This is a genomic window from Dactylosporangium sp. NPDC051485, from assembly GCF_040682015.1.
GTDB lineage: Bacteria > Actinomycetota > Actinomycetes > Mycobacteriales > Micromonosporaceae > Dactylosporangium.
In genome coordinates, this window is record NZ_JBFAZW010000015.1 from 1 (window position 1) to 13,851 (window position 13,851).

General features: G+C 70.7%; 14 protein-coding genes and 2 pseudogenes. 9 read left to right on the forward strand and 7 right to left on the reverse strand.

All coding sequences use genetic code 11. From position 1 onward, the window contains the following. From AB0M46_RS10910 to AB0M46_RS10945, 8 genes and pseudogenes are all read left to right on the forward strand, one after another. Window positions 1–243 (forward strand): annotated as a pseudogene (locus AB0M46_RS10910) (decarboxylase); the annotation flags it as partial. A gap of 5 nt (window positions 244–248) precedes the next feature. Then, window positions 249–563 (forward strand): HAD-IA family hydrolase, encoded by a 315-nt coding sequence (locus tag AB0M46_RS10915; RefSeq protein WP_363334708.1) that lies wholly within the window; start codon window positions 249–251, stop codon window positions 561–563. Continuing rightward, entirely contained in the window at window positions 560–1,681 is a 1,122-nt protein-coding gene (locus AB0M46_RS10920; RefSeq protein WP_363334710.1) for an ROK family transcriptional regulator, read from the forward strand. Before AB0M46_RS10915 ends, AB0M46_RS10920 begins: the two co-directional genes overlap by 4 nt. Before the next feature lie 158 nt (window positions 1,682–1,839). Further along, complete coding sequence (locus AB0M46_RS10925) at window positions 1,840–2,394, forward strand: RNA polymerase sigma factor (RefSeq protein ID WP_363334712.1); 555 nt, start codon at window positions 1,840–1,842, stop codon at window positions 2,392–2,394. After that, window positions 2,391–3,209, forward strand: coding sequence for a zf-HC2 domain-containing protein (locus tag AB0M46_RS10930; protein WP_363334714.1), 819 nt, complete (start codon window positions 2,391–2,393; stop codon window positions 3,207–3,209). The genes AB0M46_RS10925 and AB0M46_RS10930 overlap by 4 nt, the downstream gene beginning before the upstream one ends. After that, window positions 3,206–4,060 carry an ATP-binding cassette domain-containing protein gene (locus tag AB0M46_RS10935; protein WP_363334716.1) on the forward strand — a complete coding sequence of 285 codons (855 nt, stop codon included), beginning with the start codon at window positions 3,206–3,208 and terminating at the stop codon, window positions 4,058–4,060. The genes AB0M46_RS10930 and AB0M46_RS10935 overlap by 4 nt, the downstream gene beginning before the upstream one ends. Beyond that, the gene (locus AB0M46_RS10940; protein WP_363334718.1) at window positions 4,057–4,959 is read left to right on the forward strand and encodes a hypothetical protein; all 903 of its coding nucleotides are present in this window, start codon (window positions 4,057–4,059) and stop codon (window positions 4,957–4,959) included. Before AB0M46_RS10935 ends, AB0M46_RS10940 begins: the two co-directional genes overlap by 4 nt. Continuing rightward, on the forward strand, window positions 4,959–5,579 hold the full coding sequence (locus AB0M46_RS10945; protein ID WP_363334720.1) for a hypothetical protein: 621 nt from the start codon (window positions 4,959–4,961) through the stop codon (window positions 5,577–5,579). Before AB0M46_RS10940 ends, AB0M46_RS10945 begins: the two co-directional genes overlap by 1 nt. Before the next feature lie 32 nt (window positions 5,580–5,611). Here AB0M46_RS10945 and AB0M46_RS10950 read toward each other — a convergent pair whose 3' ends face one another. The 7 genes and pseudogenes from AB0M46_RS10950 to AB0M46_RS10980 form a co-directional block, all read right to left on the reverse strand. Beyond that, window positions 5,612–6,697, reverse strand: coding sequence for a HAMP domain-containing sensor histidine kinase (locus AB0M46_RS10950; protein ID WP_363334722.1), 1,086 nt, complete (start codon window positions 6,695–6,697; stop codon window positions 5,612–5,614). 36 nt (window positions 6,698–6,733) lie between these two features. After that, window positions 6,734–7,343: pseudogene (locus tag AB0M46_RS10955) on the reverse strand (response regulator transcription factor). Next, window positions 7,340–8,515: a histidine kinase gene (locus tag AB0M46_RS10960; RefSeq protein WP_363334724.1), complete on the reverse strand. Its 1,176-nt coding sequence runs from the start codon at window positions 8,513–8,515 to the stop codon at window positions 7,340–7,342. Before AB0M46_RS10960 ends, AB0M46_RS10955 begins: the two are co-directional and overlap by 4 nt. A gap of 5 nt (window positions 8,516–8,520) precedes the next feature. After that, complete coding sequence (locus AB0M46_RS10965) at window positions 8,521–9,543, reverse strand: CPBP family intramembrane glutamic endopeptidase (RefSeq protein WP_363334726.1); 1,023 nt, start codon at window positions 9,541–9,543, stop codon at window positions 8,521–8,523. Between the two features lie 295 nt (window positions 9,544–9,838). Beyond that, window positions 9,839–11,089, reverse strand: a complete 1,251-nt coding sequence (locus tag AB0M46_RS10970; protein WP_363334728.1) for a serine hydrolase domain-containing protein — start codon at window positions 11,087–11,089, stop codon at window positions 9,839–9,841. A gap of 2 nt (window positions 11,090–11,091) precedes the next feature. Further along, window positions 11,092–11,727 carry an EAL domain-containing protein gene (locus AB0M46_RS10975; protein WP_363334730.1) on the reverse strand — a complete coding sequence of 212 codons (636 nt, stop codon included), beginning with the start codon at window positions 11,725–11,727 and terminating at the stop codon, window positions 11,092–11,094. Window positions 11,728–12,317: 590 nt separating this feature from the next. Continuing rightward, window positions 12,318–13,184: an aldo/keto reductase family oxidoreductase gene (locus tag AB0M46_RS10980; protein ID WP_363334732.1), complete on the reverse strand. Its 867-nt coding sequence runs from the start codon at window positions 13,182–13,184 to the stop codon at window positions 12,318–12,320. Window positions 13,185–13,325: 141 nt separating this feature from the next. Here AB0M46_RS10980 and AB0M46_RS10985 point away from each other — a divergent pair, with 141 nt between their 5' ends. Beyond that, complete coding sequence (locus tag AB0M46_RS10985; RefSeq protein WP_363334734.1) at window positions 13,326–13,769, forward strand: helix-turn-helix domain-containing protein; 444 nt, start codon at window positions 13,326–13,328, stop codon at window positions 13,767–13,769. Window positions 13,770–13,851 lie beyond the last annotated feature (82 nt).

Genomic DNA, 13,851 nt, shown 5'->3' on the forward strand with positions numbered 1-13,851 from the left:
TGCTGCGGGCTGACCCCGGCCGGGATGACCGCCTACGACCTCGCCGACGCCGCGATCAAACGCGCGATCATCGCATCCGCCCACCGCATCATCGCGGCCGCCGAACCGGCCAAGTTCTCCCGCACGGCCCTGGCCTACGTCACGCCCGTCTCCGCCCTCAGCATGGTCGTCACCACCGACGACGCGGACGACGAGCACACGAACGCCCTCACCGCCGCCGGCACCATCGTCCACAAGGTGTGATCGACATGCCCGACCTCATCCTGTTCGACCTGTTCGGTGTCATCGCCCGGCACCAGTCCCCATCGGCCAAACACACCGACCTCGTCGCCTTCTCCTGCCGCATCGGCCGGGCGAAACCGGACGCCGACGCGTACCTCAGGTGCTGCCACGAACTCGGGCTGGCCCCCGACCGCGTGCTGTTCATCGACGACCGCGCCGAGAACGTACACGCCGCTGAACGCCTCGGGTTGCACACCCACCTGTTCACCGGCCCGGCGGAGACGGCCCAGGTGGTCGGCGCCACCCGGTCGCAGCCCGAGCCCGACGGCCGGCGAGCATGAGCCGGTCCCGGCCGAGCCTGGGTACCCTGCTCAAGCATGTGCATCGCAGCGGTCCGATGTCCCGCGCTGCTCTGGCCCGCCAGATGGGCGTCAACCGCAGCACGATCATGGCCCTGACTAGGGAACTTGCCGCCGCGGGCCTACTTGAGCACCAGCATGCGGCCGCCCGCTCAGGGGCTGGGCGCCCGTCGTTGGTCGTCCGCCCGCGACCGGAGCGTGCCCACGTCCTGGCCTTCGACATCGGAACAGACCGGCCGGTAGCCGCCCGAGTCGGCCTCGGCGGGCAACTGCTGGACCGCCGCGAAGCCGACACGCCCACGCGCCCCGGCGGCCGGGACATGTGTGACGTCCTTGCGGAACTCAGCCAGCAGATACAGCAGTCAGCCACGCCGGGCTCCGCGTGCGTAGGAATGGGAGCCGCGCTCGGCGCAGAACCCACGACCATTGGGACCGACCTGCAACGCCTGCTGGGACGACCGGTCGCTGTCGGTCGCCGGGCCCAGCTGGCCGCCGTCGCTGAGCGAGAACGAGGCGCCGGCGCCGGTTTCCGCGACGTCGTCTACCTGCAGGGCGGCGACAGCGTGGACGGTGGCATCGTTGTTGACGGCGCGAACCTCGGCCGCCACGACGGACAGACGCCCGCCATCGGCCATATGCTGGTCGACCCACAGCACGGACGACCATGCTCATGCGGCTCACTCGGTTGCCTCGACACCAAACTCGGCCGAGACGCCCTGCTGGCGGCCGCGGGACGTGACCCCGAGGCCGGCCATCGCGACGCTGTCCCGGCGATGGTGCGTGACGCTGCGGCAGGCGACCAAACGGCCGCGAAAGCTCTCGCCATCGCAGGCGACTGGCTCGGCATCGCCATCGCCAACCTGATCACCCTCATCCGCCCACAGGTCGTCATCCTCGACGGCACGCTGCGCTACGTATACGCCGGCGCCGCAGAACAGGTACACGCGAGGATCGCCCATCACACCACGCCTGACACCCGACGGCCGACAGACCTGCGGCCCGGCATCCTCGGCCAGGACGCGGCCCTGCTGGGAGCCGCAGAGCTCGGCTTCGCCGCCTTCCTCGACGACCCGTTGCACATCACCGCCGAAAGCGCCTGAACCCAACGACGCGCAATCCTCCCAAGATCTGCACGACCTGGCCGCCCGCCTACCGGCACGCTGGATCGCCCTCAGCGGCCTGCAGGCCGGGGACGGGCGTAGAAAAATGGTCGGGTGGACGGTGATCCGATCCGGGTGGTGCCCGCGACAGTGGGGGCATGGAAGAGCCACCGCCGAGCGACGCCGACCTGCTGGCGCGGGTCGGCGCCGGTGACGAAGGGGCGCTGCGGGAGCTGATCGGGCGGCACTCGGCCTGGCTGCTGCTGCGGTTGCGGCGGCGCACGCCCGACGAGGAACTGGCCGCCTCGGCGGTGCAGGACACATTCGTCGCCGTGTGGCGTAACGCCGGGCGCTATCGCGGCGACGGTGACGTCGGCGCGTGGCTGTGGGGCATCGCGATCCGGCAGCTCGTGTCGCGGCTGCGGCAGCGGCAGGGCGCGACGCCGGTCACCCAGCAGGTGATCGCCGCCCTGTCGCCCAGCCTGCGCAGCGCCGAGGACGAGCTGCTGGTCGCGGTCGAGCACGGCGACCTCGCGGCGGCGCTGCGCGGGCTGTCGCCGGAGCTGCGCCAGGCGCTGCAGGTGACCGTGCTCGACGGGCTCAGTACCAAGGAAGCCGCGCTGCTGCTCGGGGTGCCGCAGGGGACCGTGAAGAGCCGGGTGCGCCTGGCCAAGGCCCGGATGCGGCAGCTGCTGATGGGGGGACTGGCATGAGCTGGCACGTCGACGAGCCGACCTGGCGGCGCTACGCGGACGGGCGGCTCGACCCGGTGGCCGAGGCGGCCGTGGAGCAGCACGTGACGTCCTGCCCGCAGTGCCGCGGGGCCGCCCGCGCGCTGGTGCGGGACGTGGAGTCGCTCTGGCGGGCGGTGCACGCGGAGATCACCCGGCCGCGGCGGCCCTGGCCGTACCGAATCCTCGCCCGCCTCGGCGTCCCGGAGACTGACCTGGTCGTCGTGGGTGCCGCCCGCGACCTGCTGCTGTCCTGGTCGGTCGCGGTCGGCGCCGCCGTCCTGTGCGCTGTCGTGACCGCCATGGCGCCGGTGCACCTGCCCGGCGGGCCGCCGGCGCTGTTCCTCGTGCTCGCGCCGCTGGTCCCGATGCTGGCCGTGGTGGCGACGTACGACGCCACCGACCCGTTCCGCGAGGTCACTGGTACCACACCCTTCTCCAAGCTGCGCCTGGCGCTGCTGCGCACCGTCGCCGCGCTCACCGCGGCGGTCCCGCTGACCGTGGCGGTCGCCCTGGTCGTGCCGGCCCTGCACGGCTACTTCGCCATCTGGCTGCTGCCGGGGCTGGCGCTCACCGTCGCCACGCTGATCCTGCTGACCTGGCTCACCGCCCGGATCGCCAGCGCGGTCGTCGGCGCCGGCTGGCTCGTCGCCGCGGCGGCCGCCGCCGGGACCGGCGGCATCGGCGCCGTCGCCACCGCCGCCGGCCAGGCCGGGTTCGCCCTCGCCGTGGCCGTCCTCGGCCTCGTGCTCGTCCACCTCACCAACTCCCGACACGCCCGGAGGGTCGCCCGATGACCGCCACCCTGGACGCCGTTTCCAAGACATTCGGCCGTACGGCCGCGCTGCACCCGACCACGCTGCGCCTCGACGCCGGCGTGATCGGCCTGCTCGGGCCCAACGGCGCGGGCAAGACGACGCTGCTGCGCATCCTGTCCAGCGCCCTGGCCCCGAGCACCGGCACGGTCGCCGTGGCCGGGCACGAGGTCACCGGCTCCCAGGCCGAGCGCACCGCGGCCCGCCGCCGGATCGGCTACCTGCCGCAGGAGGTGACCTTTCCCCGCGGCATGACCTCGTTCGGGTTCCTCGACTACATCGCTGTGCTCAAGGAGTGGGGCGACACCGAGCAAAGGCACGCGGAGGTACGCCGGGTGCTCGCCCTGGTCGGCCTGGCCGATCGGGCCACGGTCAAGGTGCGCGCGCTGTCCGGCGGGCAGCGGCGGCGCCTGGCGATCGCCCAGGCGCTGCTCGGCGACCCCGCGCTGCTGATCCTCGACGAGCCCACCACCGGGCTGGACCCCGAGCAGCGGGCGTCGCTGCGCGGCCTGCTCTCCGGCCGGCCGGGCACCGTGCTGATCTCGACCCACCAGACCGAGGACGTGTCGGCGCTGTGCGACCGCGTCGTCGTGCTGGACGGCGGCCGGGTCCGCTTCGACGGCAGCGTGCCGGAGCTGCTCGCCAGCGCTGCCGGCCGCGTGCACCAGGGCGCCACCGCCAACCCCGGCGCCGTGCAGACCTGGAAGACCGGGACCGGGCTCATCCGGTCCGTCGGCGGGCGGCCCGGACCCGGCGCCTCGGCCGTCGAGCCGACGGTCGAGGACGCCTACCTCCTGCTCAGAAGCGCCACTGCCGAAGGAGCCGCGGCATGACCACGACCGCCCGACCCCCCGCCACCTCGATGCTCGGCGTCCTGGCCCGGCAGGAGATCCGCCACTACCTCGTCGCCAAGCTCTTCTGGCTCGGCGCGGCCCTGCTCGTCGCCCTCTGCGTGGCCGACTTCCTCAACCCGGACGCGACCAACGGCGCCGGCGACTACTCGTCCTCGGTCATGGGCATGGTCGCCCCGTCCGCCCTGCTCGGCGTCCTCGGCCTCATCGTCATGGCCAGCCTGGCCCGGCGATCCGACCGGGCCGCGGCCGCCGCCGGGTCGGTCGCCGTGCCCGAGCGCACCCGGACCCTGGCCCTGGCGGCGGCCGCGGTCGTGCCCCTCGGCGTCGCGCTGCTGTGGTACGCCGCGGCCCTGGCGCAGTACCACATCCATCCACCCGCGCCGTCGACCGTCCCGTTCGGGCCCATGACCGACGGCCACGTCTTCGCCGTGATGTTCGCGCTCGGCGTGGTGCCGGCGGTGAGCGGCCCGATCCTCGGACTGTTCCTGGCCCGCTGGCTGCCCGGCCGCGGGGTGACGCCGCTTGCGGTCGTGCTGGTCGTGCTGGTCACGATCCTCATGCAGGGCAACTTCCAGGCGACGTGGCACTGGCGGGTGGTCTGGCCATGGACGTACTGGTACGGCCCGATCGGCTGGAACACCGGCACCGGGCACTGGATGGCGCTGCCCGGCTCGCCTGAGGCATGGATCGCCTACCTGCTCGCGGTGTGCGCACTCGGCGTTCTCGGCGCGCTCTACCACGACCCGGAGTCCGACCGGGCCCGGCTGCGCCTGGTGATCGGTGCCGCCGTCGCCGTCGCGGTGCTGGCGCTCGTGCTCACGATGACGCTCGGCCTGCCCGAGGCGGTCGCCAACCCGATCGCGGGGGCCGGCGGCTGATGCTGCGCTACGCCGCCCGGGCGGTCCCGTGGACCCTGGTCGCGATCGCCTCGCTGCTGCTGTTCGGGCTGTTCGAGGCGGTGCGGTACGACAACTGGACGCTCTGGCCCCTGCAGGGCACGGCCGTCGGGCTGCTCGCCGGCGCGGTCGGCTGGTGTCTCGACGAACCGGCGGCCGCCGTCGTCGACCCGGCACCCCGGGGCCTGGCCTGGCGCACGGCCGCCCGCGGAAGCGGTATCGCCGTGCTGCTGGCCGCCTGGGCCGCAGCCGTCTGGTGGGCCCGGGCCGAGCTCTACGGCCACCCCTGGGCGGTGTTCGCCCAGGGCCTGGCCGCCGCGGCGGTCGCGGCCGCCTGGGTCACCCGGCGCCGCGCGGCCGGTGAGGCCACCCCGGGCCAGCGGTGGGCGGTGACCGTCGTTCCGGCGGTCACCGCCTGGGCCCTCGTCCGGCCGCTGGAACGGCACGTTCCGGTGTTCCCGTACGCCTTCGGCGGCGACTACGGCAACTGGACCGTCAGCAGCGCCGGCTGGGCCGTCGCCGGCGGGGCGGCCGCCCTCGCGCTCGCCGCCACCCTGCTGCGGGACGGCCGGCCGGTCGGCGGGCGGCGCCACTACTGGTAGCGCTGCACGAGGGGCCCTCAGCTCGGTCGTGTCTACGGCGTGCCGGGAAGCCGGACCGTGACGAGGAGACCGCCGTTGGGGCTGGGGGCGAGATCGAGGGTCCCGTCGTGGGCGCGGACGATGCTGTGCACGATGGCCAGGCCGAGGCCGACACCGGCGTGCTCGTCGGTGCGTACGCGTTCGGTTCCGCGCTGGAAGGGTTCGGTGAGGGTCGGTACCAGTTCCGGTGGGAGCCGGCGTCCCGTGTTCTCGACCCGCAGCACGCTCGTGTCGCCGTGCGCCTCGGTGTGGACCGTCACGATGCCGCCGGCGGGGAGGTTGTGGACGATGGCGTTCTGGACGAGGTTCGTCACCATCCGCAGCAGGAGCTCAGCGGAGCCGCTGGTCTGGGCCGCCCCGCCGGTAACGTCGAGCGTGATCCGGCGCTGTTCGGCGAGGGGAAGCAGTGTTTCGGCGGCTTCTTCGGCGATGAGGGAGAGTTCGACGCGCTCGCGGGTGAAGCCTCCGCGGTCGCCGCGGCTGAGCAGCAGGAGGGCCTCGGTGAGGTCGATCGCCCGCGTATTGACAGCGCGCAGGCGTTCGATGAGTTCGTCCCGGTCCCGCGTGGGGTCCTTGCGGGCGACGTCGAGGAGCGTCCGCGAGATCGCCAGCGGGGTGCGCAGTTCGTGGGAGGCGTTCGCGGCGAACCTCTGCTGCTCGGCGACGTGGGACTCGAGTTGTTCGAGCATCGAGTCGAACGCGTCGGAGAGTTCACGGAATTCGTCCTGGCGGCCCTTCATGCGGATCCGGTGGGACAGCGACCCGTTCCCGGCCAGCCGGGCCGCATCCGTGATCTGTGTGAGTGGTGCGAGCATCCGGCCGGCGAGGATCCATCCTCCGACGAGGCTGAACGCCAGCAGGAATGTCAACACGGCGGCGGCCCTCGGAGCGAATGCGTGCAGGAGGCTGGATCGGACGGGAAAAACACCCTCAGCGGGGATGTCACCGGAGCCGGGGAGGAGGAGCGCACGGTCGGGGACGTAACGCAGGAGGAACACCCACACCGTCGCGAGCAGCAGCGCGCCGGCAAGCATGAGGAATCCGGCGTAGCTGAGGGTGAGTTTGACGCGAACGCTCAACCCCGGTTTCCTATCCACGCTCGCCTCCGGCCGCCGTCATGAGATCCAGCCGTGTTCGGCAGCGATACGGGCGGCCTCGTGGCGGTTGGCGGCGTGCAGCTTGGCGATGGCGGCGGCGAGATAGTCGCGTACGGTGTCCGGGGGAGAGGGAGACGCGCCGGGCGATCTCGCTGACGGGTGCGCCGTCGCGGGCGAGGGCGAGCACGTCGGCCTCGCGGGGTGTGAGGGGCGAGTCGCCGGCGCCGATTGCCTCGGCGGCGAGTTCGGGGTCGACGTGGCGTCCGCCCCCGGCGACCTTGCGCACCACCTGTGCGAGTGTGCGTGACGACACCGTCTTCGGCAGGAACCCGCGAACGCCGGCGGCGAGTGCGGACTTGAGGTAGCCGGGGCGGCCGTGCGAGGTGACGATGATGGCCCGGCAATCGGGCAGCTCGACCGTGAGCCGGCGGGCGACCTCGATGCCGTCCGGCGCGGGCATCTGCAGGTCGAGCAGGGCCACGTCCGGCCGCAGGCGCAGTGCGGCGGCGAGCGCCTCGTCGCCCGACGCGGCGTGGCCGACGACCTCGAGGTCGTCCTCGAGGTCGAGGAGCCCCGCGATCGCGTCGCGGATGAGATGCTCATCGTCGGCGACGAGAATGCGGATCATGGACTCTCTCCCTCTGTGAGCGGGACGACTGCGTCGACCAGGAACCAGTCTCCGTCACGCCGCGTCTCCGCCCGCCCGCCGAGCGCGCGGATGCGCTCGGACATCGCGCGCAGTCCGGTTCCGGCATTCGGGTCGGCGGAACCCGGCGGCGCGGTTCCAGCGCCGTCGTTCGTGATGGTGAGCTGGGCCTCGCCGTCCTCGACGGCGGTGGCGATCGTGACCCGGGTGGCCGTGGAATGGCGCAGCATGTTCGTGACACCCTCGCGCACGACCCAGGCCAGCGCGTCGGCGGCTCCGGCAGGAACGGGGTCACCGGTGACCATGCACTGAATGCCTGCGGAACCGAGCAGCGACTGGGCACCATCGAGCTCCGCCTGCCAGGTGGTCTGCAACTCCCCGCGGACTACCCGGCGCACCTCGGCTCCGGCCTCCCCAGCGAGCCGGCGGACCTCGGCCATCTCGTCAGCGGCGCGCTCGACGCGCCCGCGGCGCATGAGTTCCGAGGAGAGCTCACTCTTCACCGCGATGGTGGCGAGGGTACGGCCGAAGACGTCGTGCAGATCGCGGGAGATGCGCAGCCGCTCGTTGGCCAGGGCGAGCGCGGCCCGGTCCTCGTGCACGCTCTGCAGCTCGTTCAGCACCCGCAGCGTCCACACGCTCGACCAGCCCGCCCACAGCCCCACGCTGACGATCAGCACGCTCACGATGAGCAGCGGGAGGCCGACGAGCGCGGCGAACGGAATCGCCAGCGCGATGATGCCGGCATTCAGCGCCAGCGTGCGGCGTGCGCCGAGCACCGGCACGAGGCTCGCGGCTGCCGATCCGACCGCCGCGGCGACCGTGACGCCCGTCGCGGGCGCCGGGATGGTGAGGAGCGCTGCGACCGTCACGACGAGCACCGCCGCCCACGCGACGACGCCGGCCGCGGGCAGGCGGCGCTCCTGCCCGACAACGATGTCGACGCTGCGCCGGCTCACGAGGACGTTGCCGACGACGAGCAGGACGGCGAGCACCGTCGCCACGATGATCGTGACGAGGTGCTCGCCGACGGGGAGCCCCGACCCGAACAGGCCGCTGAGCAGCGTGACAATCGGGGTGGTGACGACGGCGTACGTGGACCAGCGCACGAAGGTCTCGAACCGTCGTGCGCTGACCACGGGCCAGTCGCTCATGCCACTCATTGTGCCTTCGGCGCATACACCGCAAAAGCGGACGCCTCGGGCCAGGGGGTGCGCGCGGGGCCGGTACGACGGGTGCGGAACCAGATCGCCGCGGTGATGATCGCCATCAGCACGCACGGCATCAGGAAGATGGCCGAGCCGACGCCCGACGAGCGGTCACCGCCGGAGACGGGGTCGCTGTGCATCACGAGCATCAGCGCAAGCCCGAGCGTGTTGTTCACGGCGTGGATCACGATCGAGGTCTCGAGTCCGCCGGTGCGCCAGGTGATCAGCGACCAGGTGATGCCCAGCGTGAGGTAGTAGATGTTCAGCCACATGTCGGTGGATCCATGAATGATGGCGAACAGGATGCTCGAGACGGTGATGCCGATCACGAGCGCGGTGCGCGGTCCCCGGCCCCAGCTCGCAGCAACCCGGAACGCAAGCCCGCGGAATCCGTACTCCTCACCCGCGGCTTGTAGCGGCTGGAGGACGAGCGTGATCGCGAACAGCCAGAGCAGGTCGGACACGGCCCAGTCCATCACCTTGTACGGCGAGAGCGCCGTGAACACCGTCAGGTAGACGGCCCAGACCGGCAGCAGGATCATCACAGCGCGACCGATACGGGCACGGCGCAGCCTCGAGAGCACCGAATGCAACGAGGCTCCCGGCACGCCGTAGAGCCAGCGCTGGATGCACATACTCCAAGGGATGAGCAGCGCGATCGACACGAGGTTGCCGAGCTGCATGATCGGCGTGTATTCGGTGCCGCCGGCGATGAGGTTGTGGCGGCCGAACACGTGCAGGTCGATCTGCCCACCGGCATATCCGATGATGCCGCCGAAGCCGAACAGGCCGAACAGCAGCAGGATGAGCGCGAGCACGCCGCGCCCGATACGGCGCTTGTCGCCGGCGAGAACACGGTGGTACTCGACGCCCGGCGGGACAGGTCGGGGGCCACGGAGCCGTTTTCCGGCTTCGGCGATTCTGGAGCCCGCGTCCGACGCGGAGGGCGCGATGAGGAAATCGTTCTGTGTCACGCCCCCATCCTTTCCGGGTGTACTCACGCACGGCAGTCGCACCGGTAATCAGTTCTCGATGCGATTCGCGCAGCGCGGTCATGACATATGTCATGGAGCGCCGCTGAAGGCTTGTTTCGGATGCGATTCGCGTCCAGGTGGAAGTACGACAGATTTGGCGGTGATCGGGTTGTCAGCGGAGTCTGCCGTTTCATGGCTGCGCTGCGGTTCATGCCCTCATGAGAGACGGAGGGCCGTTGCGGTGACGTATGCACGTTTGGATACGCTCGCGATACGCGGAATCCTCGCCCACCCCTCAGCCACCCGCCCCGCCACCGGCCGGGGCCCCGGTGATGGCCTGCGTCTGCTGCTCGAGGAGGTCCACTAGGCTGTCGGTGTCGCGGTTGACGAGGGTGACGGCGACCCAGCCGGTGTACGGGTAGATGCTCCAGTTGGCGCCGACACCGGGGTTTCCACCGGCACGCTGGTACTCCCACTGGCCATTGACGATGTCGATCGCGAGCCCGTACGCACCGAACGACGCCGGCCCGTGGGGGATCTTGGCCCCGAGGAGCACGTCGGCCCAGGGCCGCTCGAGCAGCGTGCCGTCGCGAAGCGCGTTGGCGAACCGGACCAGATCCGGCGCGGTGGCAAAGCCGCCGTCCCCGGGGGCATCGATGAAGGCGCGGCCCGGGTTCTTGCCGAGTATGTACAGGTACGGGCTGCCCTGGTCCAGGTTGCGGAGGGCGTCCACCACGCTGCCGTTGGCCAGCTTCATGTACGGGTGCGCGATGTGCTTGTCGGTGAGCCACTGCGGCCGGGTGTAGAACGCCGAGCCGGTCATGCCGCAGCGCTTGAAGATGTTCCCCTGGACGTAGTCCCAGTACGTCGTGCCGGCCACGGCCTCCACGATCAGCGCGGAAATGGTGACCTCCGCCTCCGCGTGGGCGGTGCCGGGAGTGCCCGGGACGCCCACCAGTTTCGCCTGTCGGGCCCGCTGCTCGTAGTACTCGTGCACCTCGTCCCGGCTCTGGAAGACGCGTTGCACGTCCTCAACCGGGCTGTCCAGCCCGGAAGTGCCGGACAGCAGGTGGTGGATGTTGACCTGCTCGGCGATGTCGTTGGCGAAGCCGGTCAGGTGGGCGCCCACCGTGTCCGACAGCCGCAGCTTGCCCTGCTGGGCCAGCTGCAAGATGGCCACCGCGTGAAACGGCTTGCCCGCCGAACTGAGGCTGAACGCGGTGCCCTCGCGGTTGGGGATCCCTTTCTCCCGGTCGGCCATGCCGTAGCTGCGGGACAGCACCGTCCGGCCCCGGTGCGACAGCAGCACCACGCCGGAGAACTTGCCCTCGGCGGCCAGCTGCGCCACGTACCGGTCGTAGGCACCGCCGGGCAGGGTGTCCGGCGGGATCTGGTCGTGCCCGGACGAGGCGGTTGGGATCGAGTCGGCGTGGCCGAGCCCGGCGTTCACCAGAGGCGCGCCGGCCGCCACCACGCCGGCGGCCGCCAGTCCGCCCCATCTGAACAGCCGCCGCCGGTCGATGCCCTGTACCGAATCCGAGTCCATGATCACGGTCCTTTCCCAGTCGACAAACCTGGCGCTGACGATGGTGCGCTGTGGTTCATGCCTCCACTGAAGACGGAAGACCGTTGCACTGGCGTATGCATTTTTCGATACGCCCACGAAACACGTTCCGGGAAGAACACTGAACCGTGCCCGGCGCCGTTCAACATGGGTGTCCTCGCGCGCTGACTGTCACCCGTGCCTACGGCAGCGAGGCCGCGTGGTCGTGGCCACGTGGCCAGCCAGCCCAGCATGTTGTCGGCCGGCATCGGCTTGGCGATGTAGAAGCCTTGCAGGATGTCGCAGCCGAGCAGTTCCAGCTCCGTCCAGGTCTCCTGGTCCTCGACGCCCTCGGCGACGACCTCGAGGCCGAGGCTGTGCCCGAGCTCGATGATGGAGCGGGCGATGGCGAGCTCCTTGCCCCTGGCTCGCACGGCGGAGACGAACGACCGGTCGATCTTCAACTCGTGGACCGGGAGGTCCTTCAACCGCCCCAGCGACGAGTACTCCATCCCGAAGTCGTCGATGGACAGGCGTACGCCCAGTTCGTGCAGCTGGTTCAGCATCTGCAGGGCTCGTCCGGAGTCCGCCATCACGGCATTCTCGGTGGTTCGACGCTGGGTACACGACCACGGCCACACCGTCGTTGCGCCACCCCGAGAGGTGTACGGCTACCCCACCGACCCCGACACGGCCACGCCCAGCGATCTGGTCTGTGACGTGGCCCTCCCATTCAACTGAGCCAACAGCCTACGAACGTCGAGTCCTGCAAATATCGAAACTTGCCGCAGTACGACCCGCTCGGGAGACACCCAAAGGCGCGACGCACTGTGGGCGGGGGTGTGGCGGCTCCGGCCGGGCCCGAACACGCCGATGTCAAACCACGGCCCCGCGTCTGGACCGGGCGGGGCACGGTAGCAACCACATACTCCCAGGTCTAGGACTCGGTGTGACGGCGGCATCCACGGCGCCAGGTCGGCTCGCCGAGCGGCGGCGTGAACCTCCGAAGACCGACTCCGCGAGTGGACGGCCGGCGAGCGCGCATCGCGGCAGTTGAGTGCGTTTCCTCGGGGCCGGGTAGGTCGGCGAGGATGCCGCCCGAGGTCGCCTTCGACGTCCTCGGGTCGGCGGGTAGCCTATGCCGTCCTCATCTGACCGGGCCGGGGCTTCGGGTGGCCTGATGTCCGGTGAGTCGGCCGAACATGGCAAGGCCAGGCCGGCGGATGTTGCGTTAGCGGCCGATCTTGTCCAGCTCGGCATGGTCGTCGTCGGAGAGCGAAAGTCCCGCGCCGGCGATGTTCTCGCGCAGGTGTGTCGTGGACGAGGTGCCGGGGATCAGCAGGATGTTCGGTGAACGCTGCAGCAGCCAGGCCAGGGCGACAGACATCGGTGTTGCCTCCAGCCGGGCGGCTACTGTCGAGAGCGCCGAGGACTGCAGCGGGTTGAAGCCGCCGAGCGGGAAGAACGGCACGTAGGCGATGCCCTGGTCGGCGAGCGCGTCGATCAGTTCGTCGTCCTGGCGGTGCGCGAGGTTGTACATGTTCTGCACGCACACGATCGGGGCGATCGTCTGCACCTCGGCGACCTGTTCCGGCGTCGCGTTGCTCAGTCCGAGGTGCCGGATCAGGCCCTGCTGCTGGAGTTCGACGAGCGTCTCGAGCGCCTCGGCGACCGAACCTGGCTGGGGTCCCTCAGCATTGCCGAGCCGGAGGTTGACCAGGTCGAGCACGTCGAGACCGAGGTTCTCGAGGTTGTCGTGCACAGAGCGGCGCAGGCTTTCCGGGTCACGGGCCGGGGGCCAGCCGCCCTGCTGGTCGCGGTTCGCGCCGACCTTGGTCGCGATGTGCAGCGACTCGGGGTACGGGTGCAGCGCCTCCCGGATCAGCTGGTTGGTGACATGCGGCCCGTAGGCGTCGGCGGTGTCGATGTGGGTGATGCCGAGCTCGACGGCCTCGCGGAGGACGGCGAGTGCGCCGTCGTGGTCGGCCGGCGGTCCCATGACCCAGGGGCCGGCGAGCTGCATGGCGCCGTAGCCGAACCGGGTGACGGTCAGGTCTCCCAGTGTCCAGGTGCCGCCGGGAAGGGAAGTGGAGGCCATGCTCATACCTCTGGCTTTCGTGTCGCGCTGAGCGGTTCTGGTGCATCACGGATGACTGCTCCACTATCAGGGGGTAACTTTCTCGCGGGAAGTAGGCACCTAGAGGTTCGTAACGCACCCAGCGGTGGAAGGAACGGTTCAATGACAACGACGACAGCGGCGCAGAAGAGGGCGCAGGCCAAGGTGGAGTACGACGCTTTCCTGGCGCAATGTCCTAGCCGCCACCTGCTCGACCGAATCGCGGACAAGTGGGTCACGTTGGTTCTGGCCGCGCTACGCAGCGACGGCTCGCATCAGTTCGGCGCCGGCTGTGCCGGTGAACCCCGGTCGATGCGGTACTCGGAGCTGTCGCGCCTGCTGGCTGGCGTCAGCCAGAAGATGCTGACTCAGACGCTGCGCTCCCTGGAACGCGACGGTCTGATCACCCGCACTGTGGTGCCGACCGTCCCCGTCACGGTCACCTACGAGCTGACCGACCTCGGCCTCTCCCTGCACCAGATGATGCGCGGCTTGAAGGCCTGGGCCGAAATGCACATGGACGACGTGCTCGCCAACCGCGCGACGTACGACAACCACGTCGCCTGACTCCCGTAGACACGACGTCCCCCAGCCCCGCTGCCTCCATCGAGCGCACTGACATCGGCACAACTGCGCACCGGCGGCGCCG